Here is a 20099-nt window from a genome sequence, read left to right on the forward strand (position 1 = left end):
TCAGCGGCGGCCGGCGTCGGCGAGGGACTCGCGGGCGGCCTCGACGACGGCTTCCGAGGTCAGGCCGAACTCCTGGAAGAGCACCTGGTAGTCGGCGGAGGCGCCGAAGTGCTCCAGCGAGACGATGCGGCCGGCCTCGCCGACGTAGCGGTGCCAGGTCAGGCCGATGCCCGCCTCGACGGCCACGCGGGCCTTGACGTCCGGCAGCAGGACGCCGTCGCGGTACGCCTGGTCCTGCTCCTCGAACCACTCCACGGACGGCATCGAGACCACACGGGTCGGGATGCCCTCGGCCTGGAGCCGCTCGCGGGCCTCGACGGCCATCTGGACCTCGGAGCCGGTGCCGATGAGGATCACCTGCGGGCGGCCGCCCTCGGCCTCGAACAGCACGTAGCCGCCCTTGGCCGCACCCTCGTTGGCCTCGTAGGTCGGGACGTTCTGGCGGGTGAGGGCCAGACCGTGCGGAGCCGGCTTGCTCGCGTGGCGCTTCATGATCTCGCGCCAGGCGATGGCCGTCTCATTGGCGTCGGCCGGGCGGACCATGTTGAGGCCCGGGATGGCGCGGAGCGCGGCCATGTGCTCGACCGGCTGGTGCGTCGGGCCGTCCTCGCCGAGACCGATGGAGTCGTGCGTCCACACATAGGTGACCGGCAGCTTCATCAGCGCGGCGAGCCGGACGGCGGGGCGCATGTAGTCGGAGAACACCAGGAAGGTGCCGCCGTAGACACGGGTGTTGCCGTGCAGCGCGATGCCGTTCATGGTCGAGCCCATGGCGTGCTCGCGGATGCCGAAGTGGATCGTGCGGCCGTAGGGGTTCGCCTCGGGGAGCGGGTTGCCCTCCGGGAGGAACGACGACGACGCGTCGATCGTGGTGTTGTTCGAGCCGGCGAGGTCGGCGGAGCCGCCCCACAGCTCGGGGACGACCGCGCCGAGGGCCTTGAGGACCTCGCCGGACGCCTTGCGGGTCGCGACGGACTTGCCGGCCGGGAAGAAGGGGAGGGCCTTCTCCCAGCCGTCGGGCAGCTCGCCCGCGTCGATGCGGTCGAACTCGGCGGCCCGCTCGGGGTTGGCCTGACGCCACTTCTGGAGACGCTTGTCCCAGGCGGCGTGCGCGGCGCGGCCGCGGTCGACGACCTTGCGGACGTGCGCGAAGACGTCGTCCTCGACCTGGAAGGTCTGCTTGGGGTCGAAGCCCAGCACCTCCTTGGTCGCGGCCACCTCGGCGTCGCCGAGCGCCGAGCCGTGCGCGGCCTCGGTGTTCTGGGCGTTCGGGGCGGGCCACGCGATGATCGTCCGGGCGGCGATCAGGGAGGGACGCGAGGTCTCCTCCTGCGCCGCCTTCAGCGCCGCGTGCAGCGCCTGGATGTCGAAGTCGCCGTTGGGGGACTGCTCGATGCGCTGGACGTGCCAGCCGTAGGCCTCGTACCGCTTGAGGACGTCCTCGGAGAGGGCCGTCGCGGTGTCGCCCTCGATCGAGATGTGGTTGTCGTCGTAGAGGGCGACGATGTTGCCGAGCTTCTGGTGGCCGGCGAGCGAGGAGGCCTCCGCGGAGATGCCCTCCTCCAGGTCGCCGTCGGAGACGATCGCCCAGATGGTGTGGTCGAAGGGCGACTCGCCCGCCGGGGCCTCCGGGTCGAACAGGCCGCGCTCGTAGCGGGCGGCCATCGCCATGCCCACGGCGTTGGCGATGCCCTGGCCGAGCGGGCCGGTGGTGGTCTCCACACCGCGGGTGTGGCCGTGCTCCGGGTGGCCCGGGGTCTTGCTGCCCCAGGTGCGGAACGCCTTGAGGTCCGACAGCTCCAGGCCGTAGCCGGCCATGAAGAGCTGGACGTAGAGCGTCAGGCTGGTGTGGCCGGGCGAGAGGACGAAGCGGTCACGGCCGGTCCAGTCGGCGTCGCTGGGGTCGTGCCGCATCAGCTTCTGGAAGAGCAGGTAGGCGGCGGGCGCCAGGCTCATGGCCGTACCGGGATGGCCGTTGCCGACCTTCTGCACGGAATCCATGGCCAGGACGCGGGCGGTGTCGACGGCCCGCTGGTCCAGTTCGGTCCACTCGAGGTCTGTGGTGGTCGGCTTGGTGCTCACCCTAGGTCAGGGCTCCTCTCCACATGTGTTTCTGGCCGGGGGCGGTATGTTCCGCCACGACGCGGCGGTGTCGAGCCTACCCTCGCGGGACACACGTCTTTTCTGCATATCGTCGGTGGACGACCGGCAGCTGCTCGGCTGCCCGCTGCACGCGGTGGCAACCGGGCCGGGGCGGAAAAGATTCCCGTCCGACGGGTGTCCGTCATATGTCCAGCGTGCGGTGCGCAGCCGGAGCCCGCCTCTCGGAAGGTGCCCGCGGGGGCACGCTCGGGCCCTTTCCGCAGGGGGCCAACACGACCCACCCCGGCGGAGGCCGTGCCATGCCCTGCGTCTAGAGTGGCTTGGTACGCGCAAGTCTTCCCCGGCCGATTCGGGCCGGATGTGCTTGCTGGCCTTATCTCTGTCAGGGGTGTGCGTGACGGCCGTCGAATCCCGTCCTGCGGGGGTACTCGTCGAGAGTCCCAATCACCGGCCGTTCGGGGCCCGTGTCAAGGCTTTCGTGGCGCTGACGAAGCCGCGCGTCATCGAGCTGCTGCTGATGACGACGGTGCCGGTGATGTTCCTCGCCGCCGAGGGCGTTCCGGACATGTGGCTCGTGCTGGCCACCTGCTTCGGAGGCTACCTCTCGGCCGGCGGCGCGGCAGCGTTCAATATGTACTACGACCGGGACATCGACGCCATGATGGACCGGACGTCCCAGCGGCCGCTGGTCACCGGCATGGTCTCGCCCCCCGAGGCCCTGGTCTTCTCGGTGGTGCTGACCGTCGGCTCGACCGTCTGGTTCTGGTACTTCGCCAATCCCCTGTCGGCGATGCTCTCGCTCGGCGCCTCGCTCTTCTACACCGTCGTCTACACGATGATTCTCAAGCGCCGCACCGCGCAGAACATCGTCTGGGGCGGCATCGCGGGCTGTCTGCCGGTCCTCATCGGCTGGTCGGCGGTGCGCAACGAGCTCTCCTGGGCGTCCGTGATCCTCTTCCTCGTCATCTTCTTCTGGACGCCGCCGCACTACTGGCCGCTGTCGATGAAGGTGAAGGAGGACTACGAGCGGGCCGGCGTGCCCATGCTGCCGGTCGTCGCCGGCAACAAGGTCGTCGCACGGCAGATCGTCCTCTACAGCTGGGTGATGGTGGCCGTCTCGCTGCTGCTGACGCCGCTGGGCTACACCGGCTGGTTCTACACGGTCGTGGCGGTGGCCTGCGGCGGGCTGTGGCTCAAGGAGGCGCACGCCCTGCAGGCCCGCGCCAAGGCCGAGGTCACCGGGGCGAAGCTGAAGGAGATGCGGCTCTTCCACTGGTCGATCACCTACGTCTCGCTGCTCTTCACCGCCGTCGCGATCGATCCCTTCCTGCGGTAGCCCCGCGGTCGTCGCACGCTCTTCCGGACGGGCGGCGCGGGTGGTCAAAGCCACCCGCGCCGCCCGTCGCCATCTGGGCTACCCGTCGGTAGCATCCTGCTCATGGCAGACACCAAGCAGGCCGAAACGCAGCCCGGGGAGGCTCCGCTCGACGCGAAGGCGCAGCGTCGGGCGGCCCGGCTGGCCAAGCAGATCAGCGACTTCGCGCGGACCCACGGCGGGAGCGCGGAGGGGCAGCTCGCCCACATAGGGCGTGGCACGACCCGGATCGCGCTCGTGGGCGCGAACGGGGAGTGGGGGAACCTGGTGGCCGGGTCCTACGCGACGGCGGAGAAGGCGGCCGAGCTGGCCGGGCTGACGCTGCACGAGGACTTCGACGGGGAGATGGCCGCGAAGGTGCGCACGGGGCGGTACGAGTGGTCCCGGATGGCCGGGATCCAGGTGGGCGGGCCGGCCAACGGCTGACGTCCCGGGAGCGGAAACGCCGGAGGGCCGACACGAACGTGTGTCGGCCCTCCGGCGTTTCCGGGATCCCGCCGCCTACCGCCCGGAGGCCGTCAGGGACGCGGGCTCGGGCTCCCCGGCGGGGGACGGCAGCGTCAGCAGCTCGCCGCGGTCCCGCAGCGAGAGGAAGGCCCGCAGTACGGCGATCCAGACCAGGCAGGATCCGAACATGTGCGCCCCGACGACGATCTCGGGCGAGTCGTTGAAGTACTGCACGTAGCCGACGGCGCCCTGCAGCATCAGTACGACGAACAGCTCCACCACCCGGCGCCGCGGCCCGCCCGGCGCCTTCACGGCCCGGAGCGCGAACCACAGCGCCACCGTCAGGCCGATCACGACGAAGACCAGGTCGACGTGGAGCTGGGTGATCTCGCGGAAGTTCAGCGGGATGCGGTGGACGTCCTTCTTCGCGTCGCCCGCGTGCTGCCCGGAGCCGGTGACCACGGTGCCCGCCACGATCAGCAGGACGCTCGCGACCACCAGCACCCAGCTGAGCTGGCGCACCGGACGGGCCACCAGATCGCGCGGCTCGTCGTCGCCCTCGCCCGCCCGGTGCCACATGAGGACGGCGACCGTCAGCAGCGAGGTCGCCGCCAGGAAGTGCGCGGCGACGATGTACGGGTTGAGGCCGGTCAGCACCGTGACGCCGCCGATGATGCCGTTGCCCGCGACGATCCAGAACTGCGCCCAGCCCAGCCGGGTCAGGTCCCGGCGGCGCGGGGTCCGCGCACGGGCCGCGATGATCGCCACGCCGACGACCGCACAGAGCACGTACGTCAGCATGCGGTTGGTGAACTCGATGACGCCGTTGATGCCCATCTCGGGGGTGGGCGTGAGGCTGTCCTCGGTGCAGGTCGGCCATGTCGGGCAGCCCAGACCGGACTGCGTGAGCCGGACCGCGCCACCCGTCACCACGATGACCACGGCCATGACGACGCAGGCGAACGCGGCCCGTCGGACGACCCGCGCGGAGGGCTGCCAGCGGTCGGCGATGAGCTGGAGGGGATTCAGCGAATTCGGCACGGGAGCCATCGTAGAGGCCCGCTTGTGCATGGATTCACGAGGGGTCGGCGCGCCGTCGAAGTCCCTGATGAGGGCGGCCCGCCGGGGCGGAGCGGGCTACTCCCAGCGGAAGAACCGGCCCGCCGCGCCCAGGCCCAGCACCGCCCACACGGCCAGGATGCCGAGGTCGCGCCAGGGCATGCCCGCACCGTCCCGCAGGACGTCCCGGAGCCCGTCGGACAGGGCCGAGATCGGCAGCAGCTCCAGCACCGCCCGCGCGGCGTCCGGGAACCGGTCGAGCGGCACGATGACCCCGCCGGCCACCAGCAGCAGCAGGAAGACCAGGTTCGCCGCCGCCAGCGTCGCCTCCGCCTTCAGCGTGCCCGCCATCAGCAGCCCCAGCCCGGAGAACGCCGCCGTGCCGAGGACGAGCAGCAGGAGCACGGCGAAGGGGTTGCCGTGCGGCGACCAGCCGAGCGCGAAGGCGATCACCGTCAGCAGGACGACCTGGAGCACCTCGGTGACCAGCACCGAGGCCGTCTTCGCGGTCATCAGCGCCCAGCGCGGCAGGGGGGACGCCCCGAGCCGCTTGAGCACCCCGTACCGGCGCTCGAAGCCGGTCGCGATGGCCTGCCCGGTGAAGGCCGTGGACATCACGGCCAGCGCGAGGACGCCGGGGGCCAGGAAGTCGACGGCCTCGCCGTCGCCCGTGTCGACGACGTCCACCGTGCTGAACAGGACCAGCAGCAGGGTCGGGATGATGACCGTCAGCAGTAGCTGCTCGCCGTTGCGCAGTAGCATCCGGGTCTCCAGCGCGGCCTGCGCCCGGATCATCCGGGAGAGCGGGGCGGCGCCGGGCCGGGGGGTGAAGGTACCGGTGGTGGTCATGCGCGCAGCTCCTTGCCCGTGAGCTCCAGGAAGACGTCCTCCAGCGTGTGCCGCTCGACGGCTATCCGGTCCGGCATCACGCCGTGCTGCGCGCACCAGGTGGTCACCGTGGCGAGCAGCTGGGGGTCGATGGCGCCGCTGACCCGGTACGAGCCGGGCGTCAGCTCGACGGCCGCCGAGTCGGCGGGCAGGGCCTTCAGGAGGGAGGCGACGTCCAGGCCGGCCCGGCCGGTGAAGCGCAGGGTGTTCTCGGCGCCGCCCTTGCACAGCTCCTCGGGGCTGCCCTGGGCGATGACCCGGCCGGCGTCGATGATCGCGACGTCGTCGGCCAGCTCCTCGGCCTCCTCCATGTGGTGGGTGGTGAGCACAACGGTGACGCCGTCCTCGCGCAGCTCGCGGACCAGGTCCCAGGTCGCGCGGCGCGCCTGGGGGTCGAGGCCGGCCGTCGGCTCGTCGAGGAAGACCAGCTCGGGGCGGCCGACCACGGCCATGGCCAGGGAGAGCCGCTGCTGCTGGCCGCCGGAGAGCCGCCGGTAGGTGGTGCGCCCGCAGGTGCCGAGGCCGAGGCGGTCGATCAGCATGCCGACGTCCAGCGGGTGGGCGTGCAGGGCCGCGACGTGCCGCAGCATCTCGTCGGCGCGGGCGCCGGAGTAGATCCCGCCGCTCTGGAGCATCACGCCGACCTTCGGGCGCAGGGCCGCGGCGTCGGCCACCGGATCGAGCCCGAGCACCCGGACCGTGCCGGCGTCGGGGCGGCGGTAGCCCTCGCAGGTCTCGACGGTGGTGGTCTTGCCGGCCCCGTTGGGGCCGAGGACGGCGGTGAGGGTGCCGGCCGCGACGGAGAGGTCGAGCCCGTCCACCGCGGTCTTCCGTCCGTACCGCTTGACGAGGCCGCGGACCTCGACAGCCGGCTCCCGGCCGGGGGTCCGGGGGTCCCCCGGGAAGGCGCTGCGCATGGCGGGAAGTCTACGAACTCCACGGCGCCCCGGATGCCGCCGGGGGTGGAGGTCGCCGTGCCGGTTAGGTGACCCTTAGTGATCGAGACCACCGCCGGGTGGCCCGCCGAGGCTTGTCCCGGCTCGGCCAATTACGCAACAATGGTGTTGTGAAATACGCGGGCGAGGCTCCGGAGGGGCCCGCGGCCGAGGCGGCCGCCGGGTCGGACCCCGGCGTACCCACCGCGCCCGCGGTACCCGCGGCCCGGGACGAGCAGCGCGCCCACGACGAACAGCGCGGCACCCGCGCCCGCGTCGTCCGCTCCATCCTCGATCACGGTCCGTCCACCGCGGCCGAGCTGGCCCTGCGCCTGGAGCTCACCCAGGCGGCGGTCCGCCGCCACCTGGACACGCTGGGCGCCGAGGGCATGGTCGAGCCCCGCGAGAAGCGGGTCTACGGAGCCCGTACGCGCGGCCGCCCCGCCAAGGTCTTCGCCCTGACGGACTGCGGCCGGGACGCCTTCGACCAGGCCTACGACAAGCTGGCGGCCGACGCCCTGCGCTGGATCGCCCAGGCCGCCGGCGGCGGGGAGATGGGCGAGGCCGCGGTCGCCGCCTTCGCCCGTGCCCGGATGGCAGCCCAGGCCGAGGGCTACCGCGAGGCACTGGAGGCCGCTCCCCCCGAGGAGCGGGCCCGAGTGCTGGCCCGGGCATTGACCGAGGACGGGTACGCTGCTACGGCGCGCACAGCGCCGGTCGGCGAACAGCTCTGCCAGCACCACTGCCCGGTCGCCCACGTCGCCGAGCAGTTCCCGCAGCTGTGCGAGGCGGAGACCGAGGTCTTCTCCCGCCTGCTCGGAACGCATGTGCAACGTCTTGCCACCATCGCCCACGGCGACGGGGTGTGCACGACGTTCATCCCCAACAAGACCACCACAGCATCCACCAGCACGGCCGGGAGGAACCCCGCATGACTCTCCCCACGGAGACTGCCCACCCTGAGCTCGAGGGCCTGGGCACGTACGAATACGGCTGGGCCGACTCCGACGCGGCCGGTGCCGCGGCCAAGCGCGGCCTCTCCGAGGAGGTCGTCCGCGACATCTCGGCCAAGAAGTCCGAGCCGGAGTGGATGCTCAAGCTGCGTCTCAAGGGCCTGAAGCTCTTCGACAAGAAGCCCATGCCGACCTGGGGCTCGGACCTCTCCGGCATCGATTTCGACAACATCAAGTACTTCGTGCGCTCCACCGAGAAGCAGGCCGCTTCCTGGGAGGACCTGCCCGAGGACATCAAGAACACCTACGACAAGCTGGGCATCCCCGAGGCGGAGAAGCAGCGTCTGGTCGCCGGTGTCGCCGCGCAGTACGAGTCCGAGGTCGTCTACCACCAGATCCGTGAGGACCTGGAGGAGCAGGGCGTCATCTTCCTGGACACCGACACCGCCCTGAAGGAGCACCCCGAGCTCTTCCAGGAGTACTTCGGCACGGTGATCCCGGTCGGCGACAACAAGTTCGCCTCGCTGAACTCGGCCGTGTGGTCCGGCGGCTCCTTCATCTACGTCCCGCCGGGCGTCCACGTCGACATTCCGCTCCAGGCCTACTTCCGGATCAACACGGAGAACATGGGCCAGTTCGAGCGGACCCTGATCATCGTCGACGAGAACGCCTATGTGCACTACGTAGAGGGCTGCACCGCCCCGATCTACTCCTCCGACTCGCTGCACAGCGCCGTCGTGGAGATCATCGTGAAGAAGGGCGGCCGCTGCCGCTACACGACCATCCAGAACTGGTCGAACAACGTCTACAACCTGGTCACCAAGCGCGCCGTGGCGTACGAGGGCGCGACCATGGAGTGGGTCGACGGCAACATCGGCTCCAAGGTGACGATGAAGTACCCCGCCGTCTACCTGATGGGCGAGCACGCCAAGGGCGAGACCCTGTCCATCGCCTTCTCCGGCGAGGGCCAGCACCAGGACGCCGGCGCCAAGATGGTCCACATGGCGCCCAACACCTCCTCCAACATCGTCTCCAAGTCCGTGGCGCGGGGCGGCGGCCGCACCTCGTACCGCGGTCTGATCGAGATCGGCGAGGGCGCCCACGGCTCCAAGTCCAACGTGCTGTGCGACGCGCTGCTGGTGGACACCATCTCCCGCTCGGACACCTACCCCTACGTGGACGTCCGCGAGGACGACGTGTCCATGGGCCACGAGGCCACCGTGTCCAAGGTCAGCGACGACCAGCTCTTCTACCTGATGAGCCGCGGGCTGTCGGAGGACGAGGCCATGGCGATGATCGTGCGCGGCTTCGTCGAGCCGATCGCCCGCGAACTGCCGATGGAGTACGCGCTGGAGCTCAACCGGCTGATCGAGCTGCAGATGGAAGGCGCGGTCGGCTGACCGGCCCCGCCGCCTTCGACCGCAGCGACCCTTTTTGACAGGAAGAGAGCACCACGACAGCCATGGCTGACAACACTCCCGCCGGCAGCACGACCGACGGCGCCATCCAGGTGGGCGGGGCCAAGCAGCCCATCGACGCACGGGTCAGCGCCCCGGCCTCGTACGACGTCGCCGACTTCCCCGTGCCGCACGGCCGCGAGGAGGAGTGGCGGTTCACGCCGCTGGAGCGCCTCCGCGGCCTGCACGACGGCACGGCCCTGGAGAAGGCCGCCGACGGCGCCGGCGTCAAGGTCGAGGTGACCGCCCCCGAGGGCGTCACCGTGGAGACCGTCGGCCGGGACGACTCCCGGATCGGCAAGGCCGGCAAGCCCGTCGACCGGGTGGCCGCCCAGGCGTACAGCTCCTTCGAGAAGGCCTCGGTCGTCTCGATCCCCAAGGACACCGTGCTCACCGAGCCCGTGCGCATCGCCGTGCAGGGCCAGGGCGGTGTGGCCTTCGGCCACCAGGTGATCGAGATCGGCGCCTTCTCCGAGGCCGTCGTCGTCATCGACCACACCGGTGACGCGACCCTCGCCGCCAACGTCGAGTACCTGCTCGGCGACGGCGCCAAGCTCACCGTCGTCTCCGTCCAGGACTGGGACGACACCGCGGTGCACACCGCGCAGCACACCGCCCTCGTCGGCCGCGACGCGACCTTCAAGTCCGTGATCGTCACCTTCGGCGGCGACCTGGTCCGCCTCCACCCGCGCGTCGTCTACGGCGCCCCGGGCGGCGAGGCCGAGCTCTACGGCCTGTACTTCACCGACAACGGCCAGCACCAGGAGCACCGCCTCTTCGTCGACCACGACATGCCGCACTGCCGCAGCAACGTGGTCTTCAAGGGCGCGCTCCAGGGCAAGGACGCGCACGCCGTCTGGATCGGCGACGTCCTCATCCGCGCCGCGGCGGAGGGCACCGACACCTACGAGCTCAACCGCAACCTCGTCCTCACCGACGGGGCCCGCGTCGACTCGGTCCCCAACCTGGAGATCGAGACCGGCGAGATCGTCGGCGCCGGCCACGCCTCCGCGACCGGCCGCTTCGACGACGAGCAGCTCTTCTACCTGATGGCCCGCGGCATCCCCGCCGACGAGGCCCGCCGGCTGGTCGTCCGCGGCTTCTTCACCGAGCTCGTCCAGCAGATCGGCATCCCCGAGCTGGAGGAACGCCTCATCGCGAAGATCGAGGCCGAGCTGGAAGCGTCCGTCGCATGACCTACGTACGCGTGGCCGCACTCGGCGAGCTGGAGGAGGACACCCCCAAGCGGGTGGAGATCGACGGCACCCCCGTGTCGATCGTCCGCACCGAGGGCGAGGTCTTCGCCATCCACGACATCTGCTCGCACGCCAACGTCTCGCTCTCCGAGGGCGAGGTGGAGGACTGCGCCATCGAGTGCTGGCTGCACGGCTCCACGTTCGACCTGCGCACCGGAAAGCCCTCGGGCCTCCCGGCCACCCGCCCGGTCCCCGTTTACCCCGTCAAGATCGAAGGAGACGGCCCAGACGCGTCTGTGCTCGTTTCCATCACCCAGGAGTCCTGAGTTCCCCATGGCAACGCTTGAGATCCACGACCTGCACGTCTCCGTCGACGCCGAAGGCGGTCCCCGGGAGATCCTGCGCGGCGTCGACCTGACCGTGAAGCAGGGCGAGACCCACGCCATCATGGGCCCCAACGGCTCCGGCAAGTCCACCCTGGCCTACTCGCTGGCGGGTCACCCCAAGTACACGATCACCGGTGGCACCGTCACCCTCGACGGCGAGGACGTCCTGGAGATGTCCGTCGACGAGCGCGCCCGCGCCGGCGTCTTCCTCGCCATGCAGTACCCGGTCGAGGTGCCCGGCGTCTCGGTCTCCAACTTCCTCCGCACCTCCGCCACCGCGATCCGCGGCGAGGCCCCCAAGCTGCGCACCTGGGTCAAGGAGGTCAAGGAGTCCATGGAGCGGCTTCACATGGACCCCGCCTTCGCCGAGCGCAACGTCAACGAGGGCTTCTCCGGCGGTGAGAAGAAGCGCCACGAGATCCTCCAGCTGGAGCTCCTCAAGCCGAAGATCGCGATCCTCGACGAGACCGACTCCGGCCTGGACGTCGACGCCCTGCGCATCGTCTCCGAGGGCGTCAACCGCGTCCGCGACACCGGCGAGGTCGGCACCCTGCTGATCACCCACTACACCCGCATCCTGCGGTACATCAAGCCGGACTTCGTGCACGTCTTCGCCAACGGCCGTATCGCCGAGTCCGGCGGTGCCGAGCTCGCCGACAAGCTGGAGAACGAGGGTTACGAGGCCTATGTGACGAAGGGGGGCGCAACCGCGTGACAAAGATTCCGGGGCTCCTGGACACCGAGGCGATCCGCAAGGATTTCCCCATCCTCGACCGCATCGTCCACGACGGGAAGAAGCTCGTCTATCTGGACAACGCGGCGACCTCCCAGAAGCCGCGCCAGGTACTCGACGCGATCAACGAGTACTACGAGCGGCACAACGCCAACGTCCACCGCGGTGTGCACGTCCTCGCCGAGGAGGCCACCGCGCTGTACGAGGGCGCGCGCGACAAGGTCGCGGCGTTCATCAACGCGCCCAGCCGCGACGAGGTCATATTCACCAAGAACGCCTCCGAGTCCCTCAACCTCGTGGCGAACATGCTCGGCTGGGCCGACGAGCCCTACCGGGTCGACCACGACACCGAGATCGTCATCACGGAGATGGAGCACCACTCCAACATCGTTCCGTGGCAGCTGCTCGCCCAGCGCACCGGAGCGAAGCTGAAGTGGTTCGGGCTGACCGACGACGGCCGTCTCGACCTCTCCAACATCGACGAGATCATCACCGAGAAGACCAAGGTCGTCTCGTTCGTGCTGGTCTCCAACATCCTGGGCACGGTCAACCCGGTCGAGGCGATCGTCCGCCGCGCCCAGGAGGTCGGCGCGCTGGTGGTCGTCGACGCGTCGCAGGCCGCGCCGCACATGCCGCTGGACGTCCAGTCGCTCCAGGCCGACTTCGTGGCCTTCACCGGCCACAAGATGTGCGGCCCGGACGGCATCGGCGTGCTCTGGGGCCGCCAGGAGCTCCTGGAGGACCTGCCGCCGTTCCTCGGCGGCGGCGAGATGATCGAGACCGTCTCGATGCACTCGTCCACGTACGCCCCGGCACCGCACAAGTTCGAGGCCGGTACGCCCCCGATCGCCCAGGCCGTCGGCCTCGGCGCGGCGGTGGACTACCTGTCGGCGATCGGCATGGACCGGATCGCGCAGCACGAGCACGCGATCACCCAGTACGCGATCCAGCGGCTCCAGGAGGTCCCCGGCCTCCGGCTGATCGGCCCCACCACGGCCGAGGACCGCGGCGCCGCGATCTCCTTCACGCTCGGTGACATCCACCCGCACGACGTGGGCCAGGTCCTCGACGAGCAGGGCATCGCCGTACGGGTCGGCCACCACTGCGCGCGGCCCGTCTGCCTGCGGTACGGAATTCCGGCGACCACGCGGGCGTCGTTCTATCTGTACTCCACCCCCGGCGAGGTCGACGCGCTGGTCGAGGGCCTGGAGCACGTACGGAACTTCTTCGGCTGATGGGCAGATGGGCAGCGGATTGTGAAGCTTGATTCGATGTACCAGGACGTCATCCTGGACCACTACAAGCACCCGCACGGCAGGGGCTTGCGGGACGGCGACGCCGAGGTGCACCACGTCAATCCGACGTGCGGCGACGAGATCACCCTGCGCGTCCGGCTCTCCGGTGAGACGATCGAGGACGTCTCCTACGAGGGCCAGGGCTGCTCCATCAGCCAGGCCAGCGCCTCGGTCCTCAACGACCTGCTGGTCGGCAAGGAGCTCGGTGACGCCCGGCGGATCCAGGAGACCTTCCTGGAGCTGATGCAGTCCAAGGGCAAGGTCGAGCCGGACGACGCCATGGAGGAGGTGCTGGAGGACGCGGTCGCGTTCGCCGGCGTCTCCAAGTACCCCGCGCGGGTGAAGTGCGCTCTCCTGAGCTGGATGGCCTGGAAGGACGCGACGGCCCAGGCGCTGGGCGAGCACCCCGAGAGCACTGCGAGCACGAGGAAGTCCGTATGAGCGACGAAGTGACCACCCAGCCGGCCACGGAGGAAGAGGTCCGTGAGGCCCTGTACGACGTGGTCGACCCCGAGCTGGGCATCGACGTCGTCAACCTCGGCCTGATCTACGGCATCCACATCGACGACGCCAACATCGCCACCCTCGACATGACCCTGACGTCCGCGGCCTGCCCGCTGACCGATGTCATCGAGGACCAGGCGAAGTCCGCGACCGAGGGCATCGTCAACGAGCTCCGGATCAACTGGGTCTGGATGCCGCCGTGGGGCCCGGACAAGATCACGGACGAGGGCCGGGACCAGCTCCGCGCTCTCGGCTTCAACGTCTGAGCATTCATGGTCTGAGCGTTCAACGTCTGAGTGTTCAGCGTCCGAGCATTCAGCGTCTGAGCGTTCGATGTCTGAGCGCGGCACCCGCCGTCGCGAGCAGCCCGTCCCCCGGTACCGCCGGGGTGGCGGGCTGCTGCTGTGTGGCGCAGTGGATGCCCCCGCCGCCCTCCGCGAGGTCGTGGATCTCCACGGCCCGGACCTCACGCCCCGGGTACAGGTCCCGCAGGACCGACACCGCCCGCTCGTCGGCCCGCCGGTCGCCGAAGCGCGGCACCACGACCACGCCGTTCGCCACGTAGTAGTTGACGTAGCAGCCGAGGAAATCCGCGCCGCGCCTGCCCAGTTCCGCCGGGTCCGGCTCGGGCAGCTCCACGACCTCCAGCGCGCGTCCGCGGGCGTCGGTCGCGGTGCTCAGGACCTCGCGCGCCTGCGCGTACACCCGCGTCCACACGTCGTCCGGGCGGCCGCCCGGCGGCGGGGCGCTCAGCACGACCGTGCCGGGGGAGGCGAAGCGGGCGAGGGCGTCCACGTGGCAGTCGGTGATGTCCCGGCCGCGGACCCCCGCCAGCCAGATGACCTTGCCGACACCCAGCAGGTCCTTCAGCGTCCGCTCGATCTCCTCCCGCGAACGCCCCGGATTGCGGTTGCCGTTGACCAGCGAGCTCTCCGTGACGAGCAGCGTCCCCTCACCGTCCGTCTCCAGCGCGCCGCCCTCGGCGGTCAGCGGCGCGTCGATCCGCGGGACGCCCCGGGCCGCCAGCAGGAGCTCCGCGAGGACCCCGTCCCTGGGGTGCGCCTGCTTGTTCCCCCATCCGTTGAAGTGCAGGTCGACACCGGCCGGGCGCCCGTCGTCCCGCACGACGAACGTCGGCCCCGAGTCGCGCAGCCACAGGTCGTCGACGGGGATCCGCACGATCTCGACGGCCCCGCCGCACGCCGCCCGCGCCCCGGCGGCGTCCTCGGGCGACGCGAGCAGCGCGACCGGCTCGTACTCCGCCACGACCCGTGCGATCGCGGCGACATCCCCGCGCACGGCGGCGGTGTACGGCCCCCAGACCGGCCCGTGCGGCGGCCAGCCGAGGAAGGTGCGGGCGTGGGGCTGCGTTTCGGCGGGCATGTGGGGCATGGTCGGCCTTTCACTGGGTTCGAGCTGTATGACCCCTTCGCCCCCAGTGTGGTTGACAGACCCGGTACGGCACCGCCGCGCCGGGCCCGCTCCCTCGTCCGCCCTACAGGACCGCGGTCTTCTCCTTGCGGACGCCGCTGAAGCCGTCGTTCGGGTCGAAGTAGTGCAGGGACACCTTCACCTTGTCGCCCTTCTCGAACGCCCCGACGCCGCCCGTGGTCAGGTACATCCGCGCCGTGTGGGTGTTGTAGTCGCAGACGAGCTTGTCCGTCTTGAGGATGCCGGCCGCGTTCGTCTCGTTGTGCCCCTGATCGGGGAGCTCGTCGGCGTTGGCGACCACCCAGTTCACCGACCCCTCGTCACACGAGTACGTGATGTCCACCAGCACACCCGGCGCCTTCAGTGCCACCTTGTCGATCGCCAGCGAGTAGTTCTTCGCCGCGGCCGACGGCGCGGTGGCCAGCGCCCCGGCCCCCAGCAGCAGCACGGCCGCTCCGGTTCCGGCGAGGCGGCGGACGGTGGGGGACGTCTTCATCTGAGGTTCCTCCCCCCTGCGGGTGCGAACGGTTGTTCGCTCGCGATTTCCGAGCGTAGGGCGCCTCAGTAGTCGCAGGAGTGCTTTTCCGTCACGAGGGGTTGACCCTTCCGGGAGGGGGCCCTGCTTCTGCGAACGCGCGTGCGCGGTAGTCTCGGCGGCCGTTCATGCTCGACGAGCTGCGGAGAAGGGGGTTCCTGCGGTGAGTGACAGCAGGCGGCTCCGTCGCTGTGTCCGCTTTCTGTTCGGTTCCGTGCCGCGGTTCCTGATGACCGGGGCGGCTCTCACCGTCATGGCCTTCGGCGGTCTGCTCGGGTTCGCATGGCTGACGTGGGACGGGCGAGGGTGCCCGCAGGCGGTTGCCAGGGCTTCCGAAGCCGAGGTGACGGGGGAGTACAGAGGGCCGTCCGGCATGAAGTTGCGCCTTCGATACGACGCGGGCGACGGCAAGGGGACGTTCTCCGTTGTGCACTGGCCGTACGAGGACTCCCCGTCCTACCGGAAGAAGAAGACGTTCGACGAGACGGGGGAGTGGAGCCTGCACGAGATCGGCGGCGAGGCCGGAGCATGGGTGACGCTGAACTTCTGGGACATGCCGTATTCGTTCGGGCGTCAGCCGCTGGAAAAACTCATGGTCGGCCGGGACGGTGACGAACGGGTGCTGTTCACGGAGACGGACCCGGACAACTGCCCGGACGTGGTCCTGCGGCGGAGCGAGTGAGCGGGCGCCGGGGTCACCCCCCGGCGCCGAACCACCGTTCCAGCGCCGCCTCCAGGCCGTCCCCCGACGCCGTGCCGGCCCAGCACACGTACCCGTCCGGCCGGAGCAGGACCGTGTCGGCGCCCGGATCCGACGGAGTAGTGGTCCGGTCGACGCGGTCCGCCCAGCGCCCGACGAGGGCGTCGAGGTGCGAGTCGGGGGAGCGGGCGATGAACAGGCCGCGCCCGGTGGGGAGTTCGAAGCCCGGGAGGCGGGCGCCGAGGAGGGGGTGGGCGGGGGTGCCGGGGGCCATGGGGTAGCGGATGGCGAGGCCGGAGATCATGCCGGTGATGTGGCGGTTGGCGGTGGGTTCGGAGAGGAGGCCGGCGACGATGGAGCGCAGGGCGCGGGCGTCGTCGTCGGGGTTGAGCAGGACGCCCTGGGCCCTGGTGTTCTCCAGGACCGCCGCGCCGACGGGGTGGCGTTCGTCGTGGTAGGTGGCGAGGAGGCCGGGAGGTGCCCAGCCGTGGAGGGTGGCGGCGAGCTTCCAGCCCAGGTTGAAGGCGTCCTGCACACCGAGGTTGAGGCCCTGGCCGCCCGCCGGGAGGTGGATGTGGGCGGCGTCGCCGGCCAGTAACACCCGGCCGTTGACGTACTGCGCCGCCTGGCGGGACGCGTCGGTGAAGCGGGAGGCCAGGCGAACCTCGCGGAGCCGGAAGTGGGGGCCGGGGCCGCTGGAGAGGGCGGTACGGACCTCTTCGGCGGTGACCGGGGCGGCGCGGCCAACGGTCTGGTCCTGGCTCGTGAACAGGAAGCGGTGAACGCCGTCGCCGAGCCACGTCAGGCGTGCCGCCGGTCCCTCCAGGGGATCGAACGAGGGGAGGCGCCACTCGGTGGGCAGCGCGGGGTCGGGTTCCAGCACGATGTCGGCGACGACCATGGAGAACCGGCCGTCGCGGCCGGGGAACCCGACACCGAGTTCCTTGCGCACCCGGCTGCGCCCGCCGTCCGCGCCCACCAGGTAGGCGGCGCGCAGCGTGGTGGTGCCGTCCGGGCCGGTGACGGTGGCGGTGACCCCGTCCGCGTCCTGGGCGAGGCCGGTGAGTTCACGGCCGCGCAGGACGGGGACGCCGTACGCGGCGAGGTGGTCCTCCAGGAACCGCTCGACGCGGGCCTGCGGTATGCCGACCTGGTAAGGGAAGCGGGTGTCGAAGAGCGAGTAGTCCAGCGGGATGCCGGCGAAGTGCCCGTGCGGCAGGGAGGCGAGGGCCTGCTGGGCTATCGGCACCAACCAGCCGCGGAGGTCCAGGACTTCGGCGGTGCGCGGCTGGAGGTTGAGTGCGCGGGACTGGCCGCTGCGTTCGAGGGTCCGTTCCAGGACGACGGTGCGGATGCCCGCGAGGCCGAGTTCGTTGGCGAGCATGAGGCCGGTGGGGCCGGCTCCTACGACGATCACGTCAGGGTTCATGACCGGATTCCTCTCCTCCTGAGGCTTGCTCAGGCCTTCAGCCCGTGCCGGGTGACGTAGCTCTTGTGGAAGAGGAGCAGACCGGTGAGGACGGCCAGCCACTGCAGCGTGCTCACCAGGGGCACGGAACCGACCGGCAGTGTCAGGGCCAGGATCACCCGGACCGCGGCGTCGAGGGTGAAGACCGCGCCCCAGACGGCGGTGAGCACCCGTGCGCGGCGGCGGAAGGCGGGCTCGGTGTCCCAGCGGGAGGCCCAGGCGCGCCAGCCGGTCTCGCCCAGCTTGGCCGTGACGACCGTCCGGGCCATGAACATGAAGAAGGGGCGGCGGGTCGGCAGGGTGCCGAGGATCCAGAGGCCGATGAGGCCGAAGAGCCAGCTGTCGCGCACCAGCAGGACGCGCGGGTCGCCGGTGACCAGGGACATCAGAGCCCCGACGAGCATCAGGCAGAGGGTGAACAGCCCCAGCGCGTCGACGTGGCGGCGCCGGATCATGCCGTGGACGAGCCAGGGCACGGCGAGCAGGCTGCCCACGGTCAGCGCGGCCCACTGACTGGTACCGGCCGCCTGGAGGCCGTAGAAGGCGCCGAGGGGGAGGGCGAGTTCGAAGAGGAGCTGGAGGACGAGGTGTTTGCGCAGGGCGGCGGTCCTCCGCCGCTCGGTGGGTGTCGGCGGGGCGGTGGCGGTCATGGGCCCGGTGCTCACGGGGTCCTCCTGGTCGCGCGGTCGAAGAGGTCGGCGAGTTCACGGCCGTGGGCGGCGGCGTCGAAGCCGGGGTCCCGGGCGGCCCTCGTCACCAGCGAGTCGATGGACCCGCGGAGCGCGAGCACCATGGTCACCGGGTCGAACTCCCCGAATTCACCGGCTTCCTGGGCCCTGCGTACGGCGTCGACCAGGGTGTTCGTCATCTCGTCCATGGCCGCGGTGAACTCCCGCGCCGACGGGCTCCCGCCCCGGATCCCGGTGAGCACCTCCACCATGGCGGGCAGGTGCCTGGGGTAGGCGTCCAGCAGCTCGAAGTTGGACTCGATGTGGGCGCGGAGCCGCCCGGAAGCGGTCGAGTGGGCCTCGATCCTGGGCCGCATGTAGGCGTCGGCGACCCGCATCACCTCGGCCACGACCTCCCGCATGAGGTCGTCCTTGCCGGCGAAGTGGTACGAGATCATCCCGGTGCTGCTCAGCCCGGCCTGCCGCGCGATCTTGGTGAAGGACGCCTTCGCGTAGCCCACCTCCGCGATGACCTCGATCGCGGCGTCGACGATCTGCGCCCTTCTGGCCGCCTCGATGAACGTCCGGTCGGCGGCGGGGGGCGTACCTTGCTTGGGTTCGCTGCTTTTTGCTCGCATGAGCAAAAGGTACGGGCATTTTGCTCGGGCGAGCAAGTAATGGCTTGGTCAAGCAGTCCCTACGGGCTTCCCATGAACAGCAGCCGGTCCGGCGTCCGGTCCCGGAGGCCGCTCATCGCGCCCCGGGTGGCCTGGGCGTCGAGCCAGTCGGCCACCGTCTGGACGGTCGCGTCCGGGTGCGCCGCCTTGTAGAGCGCGGTCACGCCCGCCACGTGGGGGGACGCCTGTGATGTGCCGCTCATGGTCCTGGTGCCGCCGCCGGCGCGGGCGGAGACGATGTCGAGGCCGGGGGCGAGGAGCCGGAGGCAGGAGCCCCAGTTGCTGAAGGAGGTCATGCGGTCGTTCCGGTCGGTGGCCCCGACGACCACCGCTCCCGGGGCGCTGCCGGGGGAGTTGGCGCAGGCGTCGGTGGCCGCGGAGGAGGGCTGGGCGTTGCCCGCGGAGACGACGGGCGGCACGCCGCGGCCGGCGACCGCGGCCACCGAGGCGTTGGTGGCGGCCGAGTAGGGGCCGTTGAGGGAGGCGTTGAGCACGGAGGCGGGCCCGGCGTGCTGGGCGACCCAGTCCAGGCCCTCCACGAAGCGCGAGGCGGACGTCGTCCCGTCGCAGTCGAGCACCCGCACGCTGACCAGGGACACCTTGCGGGCGACGCCGTGCTCCCCGCCGCCGATGATCCCGGCCACGTGGGTGCCGTGCCCGGACCCGGAGAGGCAGTCGGAGCCGTCGCCGGCCGCGTCGACCAGGTCGACGCCCTTCCGGGCGCGGCCGCCGAACTCGGGGTGGGTGTAATCGATCCCGGTGTCCACGACGTACGCCGTGACGCCCTCGCCGGTGCCGGCGGCGGCGAACTGCCCGTCCAGGGGCAGCTTCCGCTGGTCGACGCGGTCCAGCCCCCAGGAGGCGGCCGCGCCCGCGTGGGCCGCCGGTGCGTCGGAGGACTGACGGAGGACCGCGTCCTCCTCGACGGACTCCACGTCCGGGGCCTTGCGGACGGCGTCCAGCTGGGCGGGGGTGAGCGAGGCGGCGAATCCGAGCAGCGCGTGCTGGTAGACGGTGTCCGGCGTGACACCCAGCCGAGTGGTCAGCGCCCGCGGGCTGACGCCCTTGTGCAGCGTGACGATGTAGTGCCCGGCCACCCCCTGCCCGGCCGTCCGGTGCAGCGGCGCGCGGGCCCTGGGCTCCGGGCGGGGATCCGCCGGGGCCGGGAGAGCCGGGGCGGCGGCGAGGGCGAGGGCCGTCAGCAGGACGAGGAGCGGCAGGCGGGGGCTCGGCGGTCTCATGCCCCCTGGATAGAGGGCTGGGTGGCCGTCCGCGATCCGGGCTGGGCC

Annotated in this window: 21 protein-coding genes; 11 read left to right on the plus strand and 10 right to left on the minus strand. The window is 71.0% G+C overall.

The features are described 5' to 3' along the window. On the minus strand, positions 1–2082 hold the full coding sequence (tkt, locus tag HN013_RS19110; RefSeq protein WP_171167777.1) for a transketolase: 2082 nt from the start codon (positions 2080–2082) through the stop codon (positions 1–3). Between the two features lie 415 nt (positions 2083–2497). Between tkt and HN013_RS19115 the strand changes: the two genes are divergently transcribed. Next, entirely contained in the window at positions 2498–3439 is a 942-nt protein-coding gene (locus HN013_RS19115; protein ID WP_312018643.1) for a heme o synthase, read from the plus strand. Between the two features lie 102 nt (positions 3440–3541). Next, complete coding sequence (locus HN013_RS19120; RefSeq protein ID WP_171167782.1) at positions 3542–3904, plus strand: hypothetical protein; 363 nt, start codon at positions 3542–3544, stop codon at positions 3902–3904. A 75-nt stretch (positions 3905–3979) separates the two neighbouring features. Here the strand turns inward: HN013_RS19120 and HN013_RS19125 are convergent, their stop codons facing one another. The 3 genes from HN013_RS19125 to HN013_RS19135 all read right to left on the minus strand — a co-directional run bounded on the left by HN013_RS19125 (position 3980) and on the right by HN013_RS19135 (position 6789). Next, positions 3980–4966, minus strand: a complete 987-nt coding sequence (locus HN013_RS19125; protein ID WP_171167784.1) for a COX15/CtaA family protein — start codon at positions 4964–4966, stop codon at positions 3980–3982. A gap of 96 nt (positions 4967–5062) precedes the next feature. Then, positions 5063–5833 carry an ABC transporter permease gene (locus HN013_RS19130; protein ID WP_171167786.1) on the minus strand — a complete coding sequence of 257 codons (771 nt, stop codon included), beginning with the start codon at positions 5831–5833 and terminating at the stop codon, positions 5063–5065. Next, the gene (locus HN013_RS19135; protein ID WP_171167788.1) at positions 5830–6789 is read right to left on the minus strand and encodes an ABC transporter ATP-binding protein; all 960 of its coding nucleotides are present in this window, start codon (positions 6787–6789) and stop codon (positions 5830–5832) included. Before HN013_RS19135 ends, HN013_RS19130 begins: the two co-directional genes overlap by 4 nt. A gap of 149 nt (positions 6790–6938) precedes the next feature. Here HN013_RS19135 and HN013_RS19140 point away from each other — a divergent pair, with 149 nt between their 5' ends. The 8 genes from HN013_RS19140 (at position 6939) to HN013_RS19175 (ending at position 13597) form a co-directional block, all read left to right on the plus strand. Then, on the plus strand, positions 6939–7742 hold the full coding sequence (locus HN013_RS19140; RefSeq protein ID WP_171167790.1) for an ArsR family transcriptional regulator: 804 nt from the start codon (positions 6939–6941) through the stop codon (positions 7740–7742). Then, complete coding sequence (gene sufB, locus HN013_RS19145) at positions 7739–9160, plus strand: Fe-S cluster assembly protein SufB (RefSeq protein ID WP_171167792.1); 1422 nt, start codon at positions 7739–7741, stop codon at positions 9158–9160. Before HN013_RS19140 ends, sufB begins: the two co-directional genes overlap by 4 nt. Before the next feature lie 62 nt (positions 9161–9222). After that, on the plus strand, positions 9223–10413 hold the full coding sequence (gene sufD, locus HN013_RS19150; RefSeq protein ID WP_171167793.1) for a Fe-S cluster assembly protein SufD: 1191 nt from the start codon (positions 9223–9225) through the stop codon (positions 10411–10413). Further along, a complete protein-coding gene (locus HN013_RS19155) occupies positions 10410–10739 on the plus strand; it encodes a non-heme iron oxygenase ferredoxin subunit (protein ID WP_171167795.1) in 330 nt (109 codons plus the stop codon). The genes sufD and HN013_RS19155 overlap by 4 nt, the downstream gene beginning before the upstream one ends. 7 nt (positions 10740–10746) lie before the next feature. Continuing rightward, on the plus strand, positions 10747–11514 hold the full coding sequence (gene sufC / locus HN013_RS19160; protein ID WP_171167797.1) for a Fe-S cluster assembly ATPase SufC: 768 nt from the start codon (positions 10747–10749) through the stop codon (positions 11512–11514). Continuing rightward, positions 11511–12767: a cysteine desulfurase gene (locus tag HN013_RS19165; protein ID WP_171167799.1), complete on the plus strand. Its 1257-nt coding sequence runs from the start codon at positions 11511–11513 to the stop codon at positions 12765–12767. Before sufC ends, HN013_RS19165 begins: the two co-directional genes overlap by 4 nt. 21 nt (positions 12768–12788) lie before the next feature. Further along, the gene (gene sufU, locus HN013_RS19170; protein WP_171167802.1) at positions 12789–13268 is read left to right on the plus strand and encodes a Fe-S cluster assembly sulfur transfer protein SufU; all 480 of its coding nucleotides are present in this window, start codon (positions 12789–12791) and stop codon (positions 13266–13268) included. Further along, positions 13265–13597 carry a metal-sulfur cluster assembly factor gene (locus HN013_RS19175; protein ID WP_171167804.1) on the plus strand — a complete coding sequence of 111 codons (333 nt, stop codon included), beginning with the start codon at positions 13265–13267 and terminating at the stop codon, positions 13595–13597. Before sufU ends, HN013_RS19175 begins: the two co-directional genes overlap by 4 nt. 49 nt (positions 13598–13646) lie before the next feature. Here HN013_RS19175 and HN013_RS19180 read toward each other — a convergent pair whose 3' ends face one another. Then, entirely contained in the window at positions 13647–14714 is a 1068-nt protein-coding gene (locus tag HN013_RS19180) for an agmatine/peptidylarginine deiminase (RefSeq protein ID WP_249375156.1), read from the minus strand. A 112-nt stretch (positions 14715–14826) separates the two neighbouring features. Then, the gene (locus HN013_RS19185) at positions 14827–15258 is read right to left on the minus strand and encodes a hypothetical protein (RefSeq protein WP_171167808.1); all 432 of its coding nucleotides are present in this window, start codon (positions 15256–15258) and stop codon (positions 14827–14829) included. Positions 15259–15670: 412 nt separating this feature from the next. Between HN013_RS19185 and HN013_RS19190 the strand changes: the two genes are divergently transcribed. Beyond that, a complete protein-coding gene (locus HN013_RS19190; RefSeq protein WP_171167810.1) occupies positions 15671–15979 on the plus strand; it encodes a hypothetical protein in 309 nt (102 codons plus the stop codon). A 13-nt stretch (positions 15980–15992) separates the two neighbouring features. Here the strand turns inward: HN013_RS19190 and HN013_RS19195 are convergent, their stop codons facing one another. The 4 genes from HN013_RS19195 to HN013_RS19210 are packed head-to-tail and all read right to left on the minus strand — an operon-like array spanning position 15993 to position 20051. After that, positions 15993–17426 carry an FAD-dependent monooxygenase gene (locus HN013_RS19195; RefSeq protein ID WP_171167812.1) on the minus strand — a complete coding sequence of 478 codons (1434 nt, stop codon included), beginning with the start codon at positions 17424–17426 and terminating at the stop codon, positions 15993–15995. 29 nt (positions 17427–17455) lie between these two features. Beyond that, positions 17456–18130, minus strand: a complete 675-nt coding sequence (locus HN013_RS19200) for a VC0807 family protein (protein ID WP_171167814.1) — start codon at positions 18128–18130, stop codon at positions 17456–17458. Next, complete coding sequence (locus tag HN013_RS19205; protein WP_171167816.1) at positions 18127–18771, minus strand: TetR/AcrR family transcriptional regulator; 645 nt, start codon at positions 18769–18771, stop codon at positions 18127–18129. The genes HN013_RS19200 and HN013_RS19205 overlap by 4 nt, the downstream gene beginning before the upstream one ends. Positions 18772–18830: 59 nt before the next feature. After that, positions 18831–20051, minus strand: coding sequence for a S8 family peptidase (locus HN013_RS19210; protein ID WP_171167818.1), 1221 nt, complete (start codon positions 20049–20051; stop codon positions 18831–18833). Between the last annotated feature and the right edge of the window lie 48 nt (positions 20052–20099).

It is taken from the genome of Streptomyces sp. I05A-00742 (genome assembly GCF_013055795.1).
Classification (GTDB): Bacteria; Actinomycetota; Actinomycetes; order Streptomycetales; family Streptomycetaceae; genus Streptomyces.

What these genes read in the sequence shown, in the direction of transcription:
- HN013_RS19120 (WP_171167782.1), top strand. Translation starts at nt 3,542, where the DNA reads ATGGCAGACACCAAGCAGGCCGAAACGCAGCCCGGGGAGGCTCCGCTC.
- HN013_RS19130 (WP_171167786.1), bottom strand. Translation starts at nt 5,833, where the DNA reads ATGACCACCACCGGTACCTTCACCCCCCGGCCCGGCGCCGCCCCGCTC.
- HN013_RS19135 (WP_171167788.1), bottom strand. Translation starts at nt 6,789, where the DNA reads ATGCGCAGCGCCTTCCCGGGGGACCCCCGGACCCCCGGCCGGGAGCCG.
- sufB (WP_171167792.1), top strand. Translation starts at nt 7,739, where the DNA reads ATGACTCTCCCCACGGAGACTGCCCACCCTGAGCTCGAGGGCCTGGGC.
- sufD (WP_171167793.1), top strand. Translation starts at nt 9,223, where the DNA reads ATGGCTGACAACACTCCCGCCGGCAGCACGACCGACGGCGCCATCCAG.
- HN013_RS19155 (WP_171167795.1), top strand. Translation starts at nt 10,410, where the DNA reads ATGACCTACGTACGCGTGGCCGCACTCGGCGAGCTGGAGGAGGACACC.
- sufC (WP_171167797.1), top strand. Translation starts at nt 10,747, where the DNA reads ATGGCAACGCTTGAGATCCACGACCTGCACGTCTCCGTCGACGCCGAA.
- HN013_RS19175 (WP_171167804.1), top strand. Translation starts at nt 13,265, where the DNA reads ATGAGCGACGAAGTGACCACCCAGCCGGCCACGGAGGAAGAGGTCCGT.
- HN013_RS19180 (WP_249375156.1), bottom strand. Translation starts at nt 14,714, where the DNA reads ATGCCCGCCGAAACGCAGCCCCACGCCCGCACCTTCCTCGGCTGGCCG.
- HN013_RS19185 (WP_171167808.1), bottom strand. Translation starts at nt 15,258, where the DNA reads ATGAAGACGTCCCCCACCGTCCGCCGCCTCGCCGGAACCGGAGCGGCC.
- HN013_RS19190 (WP_171167810.1), top strand. Translation starts at nt 15,671, where the DNA reads ATGAAGTTGCGCCTTCGATACGACGCGGGCGACGGCAAGGGGACGTTC.
- HN013_RS19195 (WP_171167812.1), bottom strand. Translation starts at nt 17,426, where the DNA reads ATGAACCCTGACGTGATCGTCGTAGGAGCCGGCCCCACCGGCCTCATG.
- HN013_RS19205 (WP_171167816.1), bottom strand. Translation starts at nt 18,771, where the DNA reads ATGCGAGCAAAAAGCAGCGAACCCAAGCAAGGTACGCCCCCCGCCGCC.
- HN013_RS19210 (WP_171167818.1), bottom strand. Translation starts at nt 20,051, where the DNA reads ATGAGACCGCCGAGCCCCCGCCTGCCGCTCCTCGTCCTGCTGACGGCC.